This window comes from Halomonas llamarensis, assembly GCF_023555005.1.
Lineage (GTDB): Bacteria > Pseudomonadota > Gammaproteobacteria > Pseudomonadales > Halomonadaceae > Vreelandella > Vreelandella llamarensis.
This window is the reverse complement of sequence record NZ_JAMJPJ010000009.1, coordinates 52792-66990: the sequence shown is the minus strand read 5'-3', so window position 1 is coordinate 66990 and position 14199 is coordinate 52792. Positions and strand designations below refer to the sequence as shown.

Annotated in this window: 11 protein-coding genes; 5 read left to right on the top strand and 6 right to left on the bottom strand. The window is 56.2% G+C overall.

The genetic code is table 11. The features are described 5' to 3' along the window. Positions 1-17 precede the first annotated feature (17 nt). The 4 genes from M8006_RS07840 to M8006_RS07825 form a co-directional block, all read right to left on the bottom strand. Positions 18-788, bottom strand: a complete 771-nt coding sequence (locus tag M8006_RS07840; protein WP_250080914.1) for an ABC transporter ATP-binding protein — start codon at positions 786-788, stop codon at positions 18-20. Positions 789-917: 129 nt separating this feature from the next. Next, the gene (locus M8006_RS07835) at positions 918-1916 is read right to left on the bottom strand and encodes a succinylglutamate desuccinylase (RefSeq protein WP_250080913.1); all 999 of its coding nucleotides are present in this window, start codon (positions 1914-1916) and stop codon (positions 918-920) included. A gap of 222 nt (positions 1917-2138) precedes the next feature. Next, positions 2139-3227: a tartrate dehydrogenase gene (locus M8006_RS07830; protein ID WP_250080911.1), complete on the bottom strand. Its 1089-nt coding sequence runs from the start codon at positions 3225-3227 to the stop codon at positions 2139-2141. Between the two features lie 46 nt (positions 3228-3273). Beyond that, a complete protein-coding gene (locus M8006_RS07825; protein ID WP_250080968.1) occupies positions 3274-3810 on the bottom strand; it encodes a lipocalin family protein in 537 nt (178 codons plus the stop codon). Between the two features lie 506 nt (positions 3811-4316). Here M8006_RS07825 and M8006_RS07815 point away from each other — a divergent pair. Together M8006_RS07815 and M8006_RS07810 are read left to right on the top strand one after the other, a co-directional pair. Then, positions 4317-5768: an alanine/glycine:cation symporter family protein gene (locus M8006_RS07815; RefSeq protein WP_250080909.1), complete on the top strand. Its 1452-nt coding sequence runs from the start codon at positions 4317-4319 to the stop codon at positions 5766-5768. A gap of 65 nt (positions 5769-5833) precedes the next feature. Next, a complete protein-coding gene (locus M8006_RS07810; RefSeq protein WP_250080907.1) occupies positions 5834-6130 on the top strand; it encodes an MGMT family protein in 297 nt (98 codons plus the stop codon). Positions 6131-6141: 11 nt separating this feature from the next. Here M8006_RS07810 and M8006_RS07805 read toward each other — a convergent pair whose 3' ends face one another. Together M8006_RS07805 and M8006_RS07800 are read right to left on the bottom strand one after the other, a co-directional pair. After that, positions 6142-7713 (bottom strand): bifunctional GNAT family N-acetyltransferase/carbon-nitrogen hydrolase family protein, encoded by a 1572-nt coding sequence (locus M8006_RS07805; protein ID WP_250080905.1) that lies wholly within the window; start codon positions 7711-7713, stop codon positions 6142-6144. Between the two features lie 72 nt (positions 7714-7785). Beyond that, positions 7786-8703, bottom strand: coding sequence for a DMT family transporter (locus M8006_RS07800; protein WP_250080904.1), 918 nt, complete (start codon positions 8701-8703; stop codon positions 7786-7788). Positions 8704-8840: 137 nt separating this feature from the next. Between M8006_RS07800 and M8006_RS07795 the strand changes: the two genes are divergently transcribed. The 3 genes from M8006_RS07795 (at position 8841) to M8006_RS07785 (ending at position 14189) form a co-directional block, all read left to right on the top strand. Then, positions 8841-10853, top strand: coding sequence for an NADPH-dependent 2,4-dienoyl-CoA reductase (locus tag M8006_RS07795; RefSeq protein ID WP_250080902.1), 2013 nt, complete (start codon positions 8841-8843; stop codon positions 10851-10853). Positions 10854-10971: 118 nt separating this feature from the next. Beyond that, complete coding sequence (locus M8006_RS07790) at positions 10972-12018, top strand: threonine aldolase family protein (RefSeq protein WP_250080901.1); 1047 nt, start codon at positions 10972-10974, stop codon at positions 12016-12018. Positions 12019-12266: 248 nt separating this feature from the next. After that, positions 12267-14189 (top strand): PrkA family serine protein kinase, encoded by a 1923-nt coding sequence (locus M8006_RS07785; RefSeq protein WP_250080884.1) that lies wholly within the window; start codon positions 12267-12269, stop codon positions 14187-14189. The last annotated feature ends 10 nt before the right edge of the window (positions 14190-14199 follow it).

The window sequence follows — 14199 nt, the reverse complement described above, 5'->3', positions numbered from 1 at the left end:
GAGCCTCGCAAAACATATCAGTATTTAGGCGCAAGAAATTGCTTTAAGCGCGGCGATTGGGGGTTGCCCAGCACATCGGCGGGTGCCCCAGACTCTTCAACCAGGCCTTGATGCAAGTAAATCACCTGGCTGGACACATCGCGGGCAAACCCCATTTCATGGGTGACCACAATCATCGTGCGGCCCTCGTCGGCCAGGTCGTGCATGACCTTGAGCACATCACCGACCAGTTCTGGGTCGAGCGCGGACGTCGGCTCGTCGAAAAGCATGACTGCCGGGTCCATGGCCAGCGCTCGGGCGATGGCGCCACGTTGCTGCTGCCCGCCGGACATTTGCGCCGGGTAGGCATCGGCGCGATGAGAAAGCCCCACCCGCTCAAGCAACGCATTGGCGTGTTCAATGGCCTCTTTCTTGGGCTTACCCAGTACGTAGATAGGTGCCTCGATGATATTTTCCAGAAGCGTCATGTGTGCCCAAAGGTTGAAGCTTTGAAACACCATCGACAGACGAGCGCGCATCCGCACGACCTGTTTCCAATCGGCCGGCTCGCGCCCACGCTTGGTAGTTTTAAAGCGAACTTCTTCACCGTGAACGATCAAATCGCCTTCGTTGGGCTGCTCTAACAGGTTCATGCAGCGTAAAAAGGTGCTTTTACCCGAGCCGGAGGCGCCAATCATCGTGATGACGTCGCCCTTATGGGCGTGGAGAGACAGGCCTTTGAGGACTTCCGTATCGCCAAAGCGCTTTTTTATATTGCGCACTTCAAGGGGAATAGGCGTTGCGGCCATAGCAGGGCTCCAAAACATTGGCTCTAAAAACAGAGGCTCCAAAACGTGAGCGCCAAGAACGGGATGTCGCGCAGCTGGCGCGATTATTCTCGTGAAATAGCGCTCAGCGCGAAAAAGGGAGCGATTCTATCATTGATTATCATTATGTGGGGCGGCGCTTGATGTGACTAATAAGCCAGCACGGGCGCCAATGTCTACGTTGGCATTGGGGAAAACGACGTGTAGTGGCGCCTCAAGAACACGGATGTCTCCTTGTTTTCCGTCGTGCGCAAGAAGCGTGCCGGGTGAAAAGGCGGTGAAATTGGGCGTTTCATCGGCAAAGTAAAACTGAAAATCCTCGGATTGGCGTCTAATTTCATGCGCGACGCGGAAAAACGCCATCTGCTCGGGGGGAGCTTGCGCTGGGGCTTGACCACTCGCCAAGGCGCTAAGGAGTTCAAGCATCGGTGCGAGGGATGCAAGGTCGTTTTGCCCAAAAGGGGCCACGCGCCCGAGTTCAAACGTGAACGCCTGCGCGCCGTGGTAGTGCTTGCTGTAGTGAGAAAAGGTGTCGCTAGGCCCGCGTTGGTGCAATACCGCTTGCATATCGGCCGCCGCCAGCCAGCGCCATTGATGTGGCTTGGTGTCGGTGTCGGCATACGGCTCGACCACAAAGCGGGGGTAGCAGCTATCGCGAATGGCGGTGTGTAAGTCGTAGTGCAGTGGGGATAGTGTGTCGTGGCGAGCGTAAAATGCATCCACTTGTGCCATGAGCTCGCGGGCGCGAGCTGGCTCATGCCCAGTGGCGGACATGCTGCGCTCGAACAAGCGGTTAAGGTTGGTGGTCATAAAGCGCTGGCCTGCACGCAGCGCAGGCAGGTTGCCGAGTATCACCAACACCGGCGCACCCAACGTTAGTACGTTGGCCTCGATGCGCGCGAGAAGTTCACCTACAAGCTCAACCGGCGCGGTTTCATTGCCGTGAATCGCGGCGGAAAAAACGCAGGCCTGAGCGTTCTTGGTATAGGTAAACGGCGTAAGCTCTAGCACGCCAGGGGCGAGCAGTGTGTAGTGACCCGAAGAGAGCGAGCCTTGACGATGCGACGTCGGTGCGCCTTCAAGCGTCCAATCAAGCCATTCGTTCAGCATGGCCAACTCCTGTGAAGTAATTCGATGTTCTTTGTCGAAATCATTCGCTTTTATCTGCTAATGGCTCGGCTATTGTGTCGTGCATACGTTTTATTGAGCGATCACCATTGTAAAGGAGGTCACGATGACAAAGATATTGGTGCTTGACTACTCCATGTATGGCCATATTGATGCCATGACGCAGGAGCTGGCCACAAAAACGGCGAGGCTTTTTTATAGCGATTATCCGGCAATACGTTCGGCAATCGCATTGCCCAGCGTTTTTGTATTGCCCTGGCCACCCATATCACGCGTTAACACCTCCGGGTTTCCTTCGCCAAGCACGGCTTCGATGGCGTCGACCACCGCCTTTGCGGCGTCTTGATAGCCACTGCCTTGAAAGCCTAAGTGCTCCAGCATCATCGCGCCCGACCAGATTTGCCCGATGGGGTTGGCAATGCCTTTGCCGGCGATATCCGGCGCGCTGCCGTGTACCGGCTCAAACAGGCTCGGGAAGTTGCCTTCCGGGTTGATATTGGCCGAAGGCGCGATGCCGATGGTGCCGGTACACGCAGGCCCTAAGTCGGAGAGAATATCGCCGAACAGGTTGCTGCCTACCACCACATCGAACCAGTCTGGGTGCAGCACGAAGTTGGCGGTTAAAATGTCGATGTGGAATTTATCCACCGCAACGTCTGGGTATTGCTTGGCCATGTTGGCAACGCGCTCATCCCAGTAGGGCATGGTGATGGAGATGCCGTTGGATTTGGTCGCCGAGGTGAGTTTTTTGCGCGGCCGCGTCTGCGCCAGGTCAAAAGCGTACTTCAGCACGCGGTCCACCCCGGTACGGGTCATCACCGTCTCTTGCATGACCACTTCGCGCTCGGTGCCTTCAAACATTTTGCCGCCGACGCTTGAGTACTCGCCTTCGGTATTTTCGCGCACCACGTAAAAATCGATATCGCCTGGCTCGCGGCCTGCCAGCGGGCTTTTAATGCCCGGCATCAACTTGCACGGGCGCAGGTTGATGTATTGATCGAACTGGCGGCGGAACTGCAACAGCGACCCCCACAGTGAGATGTGATCCGGTACCGTGTCGGGCCAGCCCACCGCGCCGTAGAAAAGCGCGTCAAAATCTTTCAGCTGCTCAAACCAGTCGTCCGGTAGCATCTGGCCGTGTTTGAGGTAGTAATCGCAACTGCCAAAGTCAAAAGTATGAAAGTCGAGATCAAGGTTGAAACGCTTGGCGGCGGCTTCAAGGGCGCGCACGCCTTCGGGCATCACTTCGGTACCGATACCGTCGCCCGCAATGACAGCAATACGCTGTGCCATGTCGCTCTCCTGGGATAAATAAAATAAATAGGATAAAAAGGTAACGTTAGGCTGACGGACAGGCTTCGCCGTGCGCTACATTGATGAGTTCATCGGTGGGAAAGTTAAGCTCAGCGGCGCGCTCGCGAAGTTGCGCTTCAGTATCGGCGGCCATCTTCGGTGTACGCGAAAGAATCCATAGATAGTCGCGGTTAGGGCCTGCCACCAGCGCCCACTGATAGTCGTCATCGAGCGCCAAGATGTTATAGCCGCCAAAGAAAGGGCCAAAAAAGCTCACTTTCAGCCGACCAACACTCTCACCTTCAATAAAGTACGCGCGCCCTTCGGCTTCATCCCACGTTTGCTCTTGTGTGTTATAGCCGCGGTTGATAACCCGAACGCCGTCGTCACTGCGCAGGCTGTAGGTGGCGGTTACACAATCTAAGCCGCGCTCAAAGGAGTGGTCTAAGCGGGCGATTTCATACCACTGGCCGAGGTAGCGGTCGAGTTCAAAGTTTGTCACTGGCTCAGTGCCAGAAGGGATACCGGTACAGCCAATAAGTAAAACAGTCGCGGCAAGGCCGCTGCCAAGCAGTTTAAGCATGGTGCATCCTGGTGAGCGGTTGCTGATTAAAGTAGCGACAGAGTAACCCATACAGGTCAGGGTACGCATCGGCGAGCCGCTCGGGGGCTGAGAAAAATGTCTCACAGCAAACGGCAAAGCACTCACCTGGGTGGCTCGCGGCGTAGTCATCGATAGGCGTTGGCCGGGCTTGGACGCCCGCTGCGCCGGGCGGTCGAAAGGTGTTTCTTCAAGCGCTGGATGAAGCGTTATGCGTTTACGCACAAGAAACTGCCAGGCACGCTGGCCCAAGCGTTCAGCCTCCTCCTCTGAGAGTGAGCGCAGCAGCGCCATGCGCTGGCACGCCGCGTGCCAGTCGGCCGCCGGAACGTGCCAGATGAAAAGCGAGAGCTGAACCAGCGAAACAGCAAAAACGGATTTAGCCAGTGTTTGTTACCGTAAAAAATGAATGTTGCCAATTTTCTTGCCATTTTGGTGCAGTCGTGAAGAATGATGCGCCTTCAATGTATTAAAAGGCGTACAAAACCATGGATTTTACTCTTCCACCGGTGTTGACCGCGATGATTGATCGCGGCAACGGTCTGCTCTGGGGTAGCGTGCTGATTTACCTGTTGATTGGTGCAGGCCTATATTTCACCGTGATGACGCGTGGTATTCAGATTCGCTACTTCGGTCACATGTTCAAACTGCTACGTAGCTCCCGCAAGTCCAACGGCGGTATCTCGTCGTTCCAGGCGCTCTCGACAAGCCTGGCGGCGCGGGTGGGTACTGGTAACCTGGCCGGGGTGGCCGTGGCGATTTACTTCGGTGGCCCCGGCGCCATCTTCTGGATGTGGATGACCGCGATGGTCGGGATGGCGACCAGCTTTGTGGAATCCACCCTGGCTCAGGCCTACAAGACAGATCATGGTGACAACACCTTCCGTGGTGGGCCGGCACGCTACATTGAGCGTGGCTTAGGGCTGCGCTGGTTGGCGGTGGTGTTCTCGATTTGCTTGATTATCGCCTTTGGCCTGGCGTTTAACAGCGTGCAGGCAAACTCCATTGCCCAGGCGATGGAGCAAGCATTCGCCATTCCTACTTGGTTGGTGGGGCTGGTGCTGATGGCGGTGGTGGCCCCGATCATCTTTGGCGGGGTAAAGTCGATCGCTAAAGTCGCTGAGTTAGTGGTGCCGCTGATGGCGCTACTATATCTGTTGCTGGCGCTGGTCGTTGTCGGCATGAATATCAGCGATCTTCCCGCCGCCTTCATGACGATCATTAAAAGTGCTTTCGGGTTTGAGCAAGCCGCCGGCGGTGCGATGGGGTATGCGGTGTCGCAGGCCATCATCAACGGTATTCAGCGCGGGCTTTTCTCTAACGAAGCGGGGATGGGTTCAGCCCCCAACGCCGCCGCCACCGCGACCACTCAGCCGGATCACCCGGCGGCACAGGGCTTTATCCAGATGTTAGGGGTGTTTCTCGATACGTTGGTGATTTGCACTGCGACGGCAGCGATTATCATCATGGCCGGGCCGGAGCTATTGGCGAGCGATGAAGCCAACGGCATTCAGCTCACTCAGGCGGCGCTTTCCAGCCATGTCGGCGAATGGGGCGGCATGTTCATCGCTGTAGCGATTCTGCTGTTTGCGTTTACCTCGGTCATCGCCAACTACTCTTACGGTGAGTCCAATATCGAGTACCTTGCCGGTCGCAAAGCGCCATTGGCGGTATTGATCTACCGCCTGGCCGTATTGGGCATGGTGATGGTTGGTTCGGTGGCAAGTCTTGGCGCTATCTGGAATTTCGCCGATCTTTCCATGGGTATGATGGCGCTCATTAACTTAGTGGCGATTCTGCTGCTGTCACCCATTGCCTTCGCGCTGCTCAGAGACTACGACGAGCAGTTGAAAGCGGGTAAGGAGCCGGTCTTTGACCCCGCTAAATTCCCCAAATTAGCGAATAAAGTGGACCCTACCGCCTGGCCGAAGCGAAAGTAAGCAAAGCAACCCACAGTATGTCCCCACCGCGCACCGTTGCGGTGGGGCTAAATGGAGGCAATGTGATGCCACGCGCTGAGCGACTTGAGCAGATTTACACCATCGTCGATCAGATTCCCGCCGGGAGGATAACCACCTACGGCCGCATCGCGGCCATGACCGAGGGCGCCACGCCGCGCATGGTAGGCACGGCGATGCGCAAACTGCCGGAAGGGCACACGCTGCCGTGGCATCGGGTGATTTCAGCCACTCGACGCGTGGCCGATCACGGCGGGGCGGCGCGCCAATTGGAAATGCTACGCGAGGAGGGCGTGGTCCCCGATGCCAAAGGCCGTCTTCCCGCGCATCTTATGTGGCCCTAGCCGCCGGTTTGCTACTGCTCTTCGAGATTGGCGCCAGATTTCCACGACCAATCGCGCCAGCGCAGATCAAACAGATCTTTACGACGGTCTTTTAAGTTAGTTACCGAGCCTTCGGCGCGCAGAACCGTCAATCGCGTTAAGTCGAGATCGGAGAACAGCACCATCTCGGTATTGGGGGTGGTTTCGGCGAGAACCGCATCGTGGGGGAAAGCAAAATCGGAGGGCGAAAACACCGCCGACTGGGCGTACTGAATATCCAAGTTCTCAATTGACGGCAGGTTGCCGACACTGCCGCACAGCACCACGTAACATTCATTTTCGATGGCGCGTGCTTGAGAGCAATGGCGCACGCGTAGGTAGCCGTTCTTGGTATCGGTCCAGAAAGGCACGAACAGGATGTCCATGTCCTGGTCGGCCAGCAGCCGACTCAGCTCAGGAAATTCGGCGTCATAGCAGATCAAAATCCCCACGCGACCGGCGTCGGTATCAAATACCTGCAGATTGTCGCCGCCCTCGATAACCCAATCGCGGCGTTCCTGCGGCGTAATATGCAGCTTAGCTTGGTGCTCGACGTTGCCGTCGCGGTGAAAGAGATAGGCGATGTTGTAGAGGCGGTCATCCTCGCCCACCTCAATCATTGAGCCGCCTACAATGTTGATGTTGTAGGAGACCGCCATGCGCGACAGTTCGGTTTTGAACTTCTCGGTGAAACCCGCTAAAAAGCGAATCGCGCCCATTTGGTCTTGCTGCGCGGCGCGGTCTTGCAGGCCCATCAGCGGGGCATTAAAAAGCTCCGGAAAGACCGCAAAGTCGCTTTGATAGTCGGAAAGCGCGTCGACAAAGTACTCAATTTGCTGAAGGGCTGCGTCCACTGAGTCGAACTCGCGCATTTGCCACTGCACGGCGCCAACGCGCACCTGCGTTGGGCGAGTATCCAGCACATTGTCTGCCGGCTCAAAGAGGATGTTGTTCCACTCTAGCAGCGTAGCGTAGCCTTTGGATTGTTCGTCTTCGGGTAAGTATTTGCGCAGCAGGCGCTTGACCTGAAAGTCATTGGCGAGCTGGAAGGAGAGAATGGGATCGTGAATCTCCTTGCGCGAGACCTTTTCGATGTACTCGGCGGGGCTTAGCTCGTGAGCGTGCTGATAATACTCAGGAATGCGCCCGCCAGCTAAAATGGCGCGCATATTATGCGAACGGCACAGCTCCTTGCGTGCTTCGTAAAGGCGACGGCCGAGACGATAGCCACGATAATCGGGATGAATCAATACATCGAGCCCGTACATGGCATCGCCATCGGCATTATTGAGAATGGTCTCGCGATGGCCGATCAAGTCATCGTATTTGTGCGGGTTGGAGAACTCATCGTAATCCACTTGCACGGTGAGCGCGACGCCAACAATGATGCCGTCGTCTTCGATCGCAATCTGCCCGTCGGGAAACGCTTGAATCAGTTTGTCGATGGTGTGCTTTGGCCAGGCGCCGCCAATGTCGTGATAAACAGCATCCATCAGCATTTTTAACTGAGAGTAATCCTCAGAGGCTAAGTTGCGCAGGTTTAAATGCAGGTCTTCTAAGGACATATCAGGGGTTCCCGTTAATCATTAACATTGCCGCTATCTTAACATTGCCGCTATCTTAACATTGGTGTGCGTTTACTGCTGAGCACGCTTGACACGACGCGTAGCAAGCACCTGTTTTAGCGGCTGGGTTAGCCGCTGCGCCATGACGACGCCGGCTAAAATCAAAAGCCCTCCAAGGACATGAAAAACGGCTAAACGCTCGACCAAAAACACCATTGCAATAACCGCGCTGAAAAGCGGCATCAGGTTAATGAAAATGCTTGCTTGGCTGGCGCCGATCTGGCGCACGGCGCGCATCCACAAAAACGTGGTAATAATCGAAGCAGGAATGCCCGCGTACAGAATTAGCCAAACATTGTGGCTATCGATGGGCGTCATCGGCCCGATTAGGTACGGCGGGAGCAGAAACAGCACCGCAAAGCAGACTTGCGCATAAAGCATGACCCACGGCGGTAGCCCCATCTGCCAGCGCTTGAGCATCACGCCATAAAGGGCGTAGCAGGTGGCGGCGAGGACCATCAGCGCATCCCCTGGCGAAACCTCAAGGCGCATAAGCGACAGCGGGTTGCCTTGCCCCAACAGCACGGTGACACCAAAAAACGCCAGCACACCGCCGGCAATGCCGCCAAGCGTCGGCGGTTCACGAAGAATCAGCGCGCTTAAAAGCACCGTGAGCAGTGGCACCATGGCAGCTAAAATGCCCATGTTGGTAGCAGATGTCGTTTCTGCTGCCACGTAAGCGAGCCCTTGCCAAAGCCCCATACCGAGCATGCCGAGCACCGCAAGCTTTGGCCATTCGCGGCGGATATCCGCGCGGTAGCGCCATGCAGCGGGCAGCACAAACGGTGTTAACACCAAAAGTGCGAGCAGCCAGCGTAAAAAGGCAATGCTACTCGGGGCAATCGTCCCCACGGTAAGCTGATTGATGGTCATATTACCCGACCAGATCAACACTGTGGCCAAGGGCGGTAAGAAGTAAATGAGCGGCATTGTGTCACCTGTTTTGTTAGCCGGGTAATGTGACGTGTCTTGCGTCAGACAGCAAGGGGTGTACGCAGCGCGTCGGATGTCATACGCTTGTTTTAATCAAGACCAAATAATACCAATTTTCTCGTTAGGAGGCCGTGATGACCGCTTATCCACACCTGTTTCAACCGCTCACCTTAGGACCGCTGTCGCTGCCCAACCGCATGCTGATGGGCTCGATGCATACCAATTTGGAAGAGGCACCGGACGGTTTTACCCGCCTGGCGACGTTTTACGCCGAGCGTGTGCGTGCGGGCGTGGGGTTGATTGTGACCGGCGGTATCGCGCCCAATGCCCAAGGGGCGGTGTTTCAGGGCGCCAATGCGCTCACCGATGAGACGCAGCTGGAAGAGCATCGTCACGTAGTGGACGCCGTGCACCGCGAAGGCGGGCACCTGTGCATGCAGATTTTGCACGCCGGCCGCTACGCCTACTCGCCGGACTTAGTCGCGCCGTCGCCGATTCAAGCGCCGATTAATCCCTTTACCCCGCGCGAACTTAGCGGCGATGAGGTCGAACAGCAAATTCACGATTACGTGCGCTGTGCGCGGCTGGCCCAGGCAGCGAGCTACGATGGCGTGGAGATCATGGGGTCGGAAGGCTACCTGATCAATCAGTTTCTCTGCCGTCGGACCAACCATCGTGAAGATCAATGGGGCGGCGATTTTGACAACCGCGCCCGTTTTGCCATTGAGATCGTTCGCCGGGTGCGCGAGGCGGTAGGGCCTGATTTCGCGCTGATTTTTCGCCTCTCGATGATCGATTTGGTCGATGAGGGCAGCAGCTGGGACGAAGTGGTGACCTTGGCGAAAGCCATTGAGACTGCCGGGGCGGATGCGCTCAATACCGGTATCGGCTGGCACGAAGCCCGCGTGCCCACTATCGTGACGAGCGTGCCACGGGCCGCGTTTACGCAAGTGACGCAAAAACTGCGCGCCGAGGTCAAAATTCCGCTGATCACGACCAATCGCATCAATATGCCCGAGGTGGCAGAACGCGTGCTTGCCGAAGGGCACGCGGACATGGTCTCCATGGCGCGGCCGTTTTTGGCCGACCCTGAGTGGGTGGCTAAGGCGCAAAACGGTAAGGCGGACGAGATCAATACCTGTATCGCTTGTAACCAAGCATGCTTGGATCACACCTTCGCTGGGAAGCTGACCTCTTGCTTGGTTAACCCACGTGCGTGTCATGAAACCGAATTCGCCCTTGAGCCTGCCGCAGCACCCAAGCGCGTGGCGGTGGTCGGTGGTGGCCCGGCGGGGTTAGCCACGGCCGTGAGCGCCGCTAGTCGTGGCCATCAGGTGACGCTATTTGAGCGCCATGCCGAGCTTGGCGGCCAGTTTAACTTTGCGCGTAAGATCCCCGGCAAAGAGGAGTTCAACGAGACGCTGCGCTACTTCCGTGCAATGCTCGATAAGTACGCGGTGGAGGTGCGTCTCAATACGGCAGCGAGCGAAGATCAACTGGCGGATTTTGATGATGTCGTGCTAGCCACCGGTGTGCGCCCGCGCGAACTTGCGCTGCCCGGTGCTGACCACCCCAAGGTGCTTTCTTACGCCGAGGCGATTGCTCAGCCAGAGCGTGTGGGCCAAAAAGTGGCGATTATCGGCGCAGGCGGGATTGGCTTTGATGTGGCCGAACTGTTGGTCACTCAAGAAGCGACGGCGTTGGATCTCGCGGCCTGGTGCGACGAATGGGGCGTGGATTTAAGCGTTAGCCAGCGTGGTGGTCTTAAAGCACCCGAGCTGCCCCAGGTGCCCCGCGAGGTCACCATGTTGCAACGCAAAACCTCAAAACCAGGCAAGCACTTGGGCAAAACCACCGGCTGGGTGCATCGCGTCTCGCTCAAACAGCACGGTGTGGCGATGCTTGCCGGGTGCGAGTACGTCAACATCGACGACGATGGCCTGCATATCACGCATGAAGATACGCCGCAGACCTTAGCGGTCGATACGATAGTCGTTTGTGCGGGGCAGGAATCAGTGCGTGAACTGCTGGCGCCCCTTGAACAGCGCGGTATCAACGTGCATGTGATTGGCGGCGCTGACGAGGCATCGGAGCTTGATGCCAAACGGGCGATCGACCAAGGTATGCGCCTGGCGGCGGCTATGTAAAAACCAGTGTGCGGATGACGTCAAAGGACAAAGCGCGCTAGGCTTAGTATGCGGCTCTCTCAGGAGAGCCGCTCGCGCTTTAGGTACGAGTCATCTTCAGATAATAAGGATTTTGCCCATGACGTCAGAATGTAGCCCGCGTTTTTTGGCCAGTGACAATACATCCGGCATGTGCCCGGAAGCGATGGAAATGCTGCTGAAGGCTAATCACGAGGATGACTTAGCGTACGGCAATGACCGCTGGACGGCCCGTGCGGCGGATCGCTTTCGCGAGATGTTCGACTACGACTGCGACGTGTTTTTCGTCTTTAACGGTACGGCGGCCAATTCGCTGGCGCTTTCCGCTATGGGGCGCAGTTATCACAGTGTGATCTGCCATGAGTTGGCGCATATCGAAACCGACGAGTGCGGCGGGCCGGAGTTTTTCTCCAACGGTGCGAAGCTGCTCACTTCGCCTGGCGCTAACGGTAAGCTGACGCCAGAGGGTATCGAGGCACTGGTGACCAAGCGCAGCGATATTCATTACCCCAAGCCCAAGGTTATTTCGCTTACTCAGGCAACCGAGGTCGGCACGGTTTACTCCCGTGAAGAGCTTATCGCCATTCGTGCCATGGCGGATAAATACGATCTGCGCCTACACATGGATGGTGCCCGCTTTGCTAACGCCTGTGTGGGGCTCAATGCCACGCCGGCAGAGTTGACGTGGCAGGTCGGCGTTGATGTGCTGTGTTTTTCCGGTACCAAAAACGGGTTGGCCTTTGGCGAAGCCATTTTGTTTTTCAACCGCGACCTCGCCGAAGACTTTGCTTACCGCTGTAAACAGGCAGGACAACTTGCTTCCAAAATGCGCTTTATCTCTGCACCCTGGCTAGGGCTTTTGGAAAACGACGTGTGGCGGCATAACGCCACGCATGCCAATGCGATGGCGCGTTATCTGGCTGATGGCCTGGCCGATTTCCCCCGTGTTTCGCTGATGTTTCCCGTCGAAGCCAATAGCGTCTTCGTTGAATTACCCGCGGGCGCGATTGAAGCGTTGAAAGCAAAAGGTTGGGCCTTCTATACCTTTATCGGTGCGGGCGGTGCACGGTTTGTGTGCTCTTGGAATACGTCGACGGCATTGCTGGATCAGCTTTTGGACGATATCCGCGCGACCTTGAACGTATAAACCTCCCCGCCTGGCTCGCGTCGTCGCTATGGCGAGGCGGGCGCTGCGTTCAATGTGCCATGTCATATTCAACGCAACTTACCGACGTATTGGGTTCTCTTAAGCATTAGCAACAGGCCACTTTACGCTGCGTTGAAGGAAATGCCATCACGTTTCGCTAATGCTGGCTAAGCTGATAGAGCGATACTTGGAAGTGAATCAACCCGCTGGGTTTTTTAGCTTCCGAGTTTGGGCTATAGGAGAGTTCCATGAGCATCTTTGACCACGTTCAAGACCGTTTCGCCCGTGTTCAGCAAGAAGACATGAGCCTGGAGGAATACCTAGCGCTGTGTAAGCGCGACCCTAAGGCGTATGCCAGCGCGGCGGAGCGAATGTTGGAAGCGATTGGTGAACCCGACGTCATCGATACGGCAAAAGACCCTCGGCTTTCGCGGATTTTTTCCAATAAGGTTATCCGCCGGTATCCGGCCTTTGCCGAATTTCACGGCATGGAAGAGGCCATTGAGCAGATCGTGTCTTACTATCGCCACGCGGCTCAGGGGTTAGAGGAGCGCAAGCAGATTCTTTACCTACTGGGGCCGGTAGGCGGGGGGAAATCATCGTTGGCGGAGCGCTTGAAGCTTTTGATGGAGCGGATGCCGTTTTATGCCATTAAAGGCTCGCCAGTGTATGAGTCACCATTGGGGCTTTTCTCGCCTGAGGAAGATGGCGAGCTCCTGGAGAAGGAGTACGGTATTCCGTATCGCTACTCAAAGAGCGTGATGTCGCCCTGGGCGGCCAAACGGTTGAAAGAGTACGGTGGCGATATTTCGCAGTTTCGCGTGGTGCGGCTTTATCCGTCGCGGCTTAATCAAATCGCCATCTCCAAAACCGAGCCGGGCGATGAGAATAACCAGGATATCTCGTCGCTGGTGGGCAAGGTGGATATCCGCCAGCTGGAGCTTTACTCACAAGATGACCCTGACGCCTACAGCTTTTCCGGCGGCCTTTGTCGCGCCAACCAAGGGGTGATGGAATTCGTTGAGATGTTTAAAGCGCCGATTAAGGTGCTGCATCCGCTGCTCACGGCAACGCAGGAAGGCAATTACAACCCCACCGAGGGCATGGGCGCGATCCCGTTTGATGGCATTATTCTTGCCCACTCCAACGAAAGCGAGTGGCAGGCATTTCGCAATAATCGCAACAATGAGGCGTTTCTCGACCGGGTGTATATCGTCAAGGTGCCTTACTGCCTGCGCGTCTCCGAAGAGATCAAAATCTACCAGAAACTGCTGGAAGACTCCTCGCTACGCCACGCCCCCTGCGCGCCGGATACACTGCGCATGCTGGCGCAATTCTCGGTACTTTCGCGCTTAAAAGTGCCGGAAAACTCCAGCATCTACTCCAAAATGCGGGTCTACGACGGCGAAAATCTCAAAGACACGGATCCGCGGGCGAAGTCGATTCAGGAGTACCGCGACGCGGCGGGCGTGGATGAAGGCATGGAGGGGCTTTCGACCCGCTTTGCGTTCAAAATCCTCTCCAAAGTCTTCAACTTCGACAGTACCGAAGTCGCCGCTAACCCGGTGCATCTGCTGTATGTGTTGGAGCAAGCGTTGGAGCGCGAACAGCTGCCGTCTGAGGTTTTTGAGCGCTACCTGGGCTTTATCAAAGAGTTCTTGGCGCCGCGCTACGTCGATTTCATCGGCAAGGAGATTCAAACCGCGTATTTGGAATCGTACAGCGAGTATGGCCAGAATATCTTTGATCGCTACGTGATCTACGCCGATTTTTGGATTCAAGATCAAGAGTACCGCGACCCGGAAACCGGTGAGCTGTTGGATCGTCAGGCGCTCAACGAAGAGTTAGAGAAAATCGAAAAGCCAGCGGGTATTTCCAACCCCAAAGACTTTCGCCACGAAGTGGTCAACTTTGTGTTGCGGGCGCGAGCGCAAAACAACGGCATGAACCCGAGCTGGCAGTCGTACGAAAAACTCAAAGGTGTGATTGAGCACAAGATGTTCGCCAATACCGAAGAGCTGTTGCCGGTGATTTCGTTCAATGCCAAAGCGTCGAAATCCGATCATAAAAAACACGAAGATTTCGTCGAACGGATGAAAGAGCGCGGCTACACCGAAAAGCAGGTGCGCCTGCTTTCTGAGTGGTATCTACGCGTGCGTAAATCACAGTAGGCGCGGTTTG

Bases quoted from the DNA above. Each gene is read 5' to 3' on its own strand.
- M8006_RS07840 (WP_250080914.1), bottom strand. From the start codon at position 788: ATGGCCGCAACGCCTATTCCCCTTGAAGTGCGCAATATAAAAAAGCGC.
- M8006_RS07835 (WP_250080913.1), bottom strand. From the start codon at position 1,916: ATGCTGAACGAATGGCTTGATTGGACGCTTGAAGGCGCACCGACGTCG.
- M8006_RS07830 (WP_250080911.1), bottom strand. From the start codon at position 3,227: ATGGCACAGCGTATTGCTGTCATTGCGGGCGACGGTATCGGTACCGAA.
- M8006_RS07825 (WP_250080968.1), bottom strand. From the start codon at position 3,810: ATGCTTAAACTGCTTGGCAGCGGCCTTGCCGCGACTGTTTTACTTATT.
- M8006_RS07815 (WP_250080909.1), top strand. From the start codon at position 4,317: ATGGATTTTACTCTTCCACCGGTGTTGACCGCGATGATTGATCGCGGC.
- M8006_RS07810 (WP_250080907.1), top strand. From the start codon at position 5,834: ATGCCACGCGCTGAGCGACTTGAGCAGATTTACACCATCGTCGATCAG.
- M8006_RS07805 (WP_250080905.1), bottom strand. From the start codon at position 7,713: ATGTCCTTAGAAGACCTGCATTTAAACCTGCGCAACTTAGCCTCTGAG.
- M8006_RS07800 (WP_250080904.1), bottom strand. From the start codon at position 8,703: ATGCCGCTCATTTACTTCTTACCGCCCTTGGCCACAGTGTTGATCTGG.
- M8006_RS07795 (WP_250080902.1), top strand. From the start codon at position 8,841: ATGACCGCTTATCCACACCTGTTTCAACCGCTCACCTTAGGACCGCTG.
- M8006_RS07790 (WP_250080901.1), top strand. From the start codon at position 10,972: ATGACGTCAGAATGTAGCCCGCGTTTTTTGGCCAGTGACAATACATCC.
- M8006_RS07785 (WP_250080884.1), top strand. From the start codon at position 12,267: ATGAGCATCTTTGACCACGTTCAAGACCGTTTCGCCCGTGTTCAGCAA.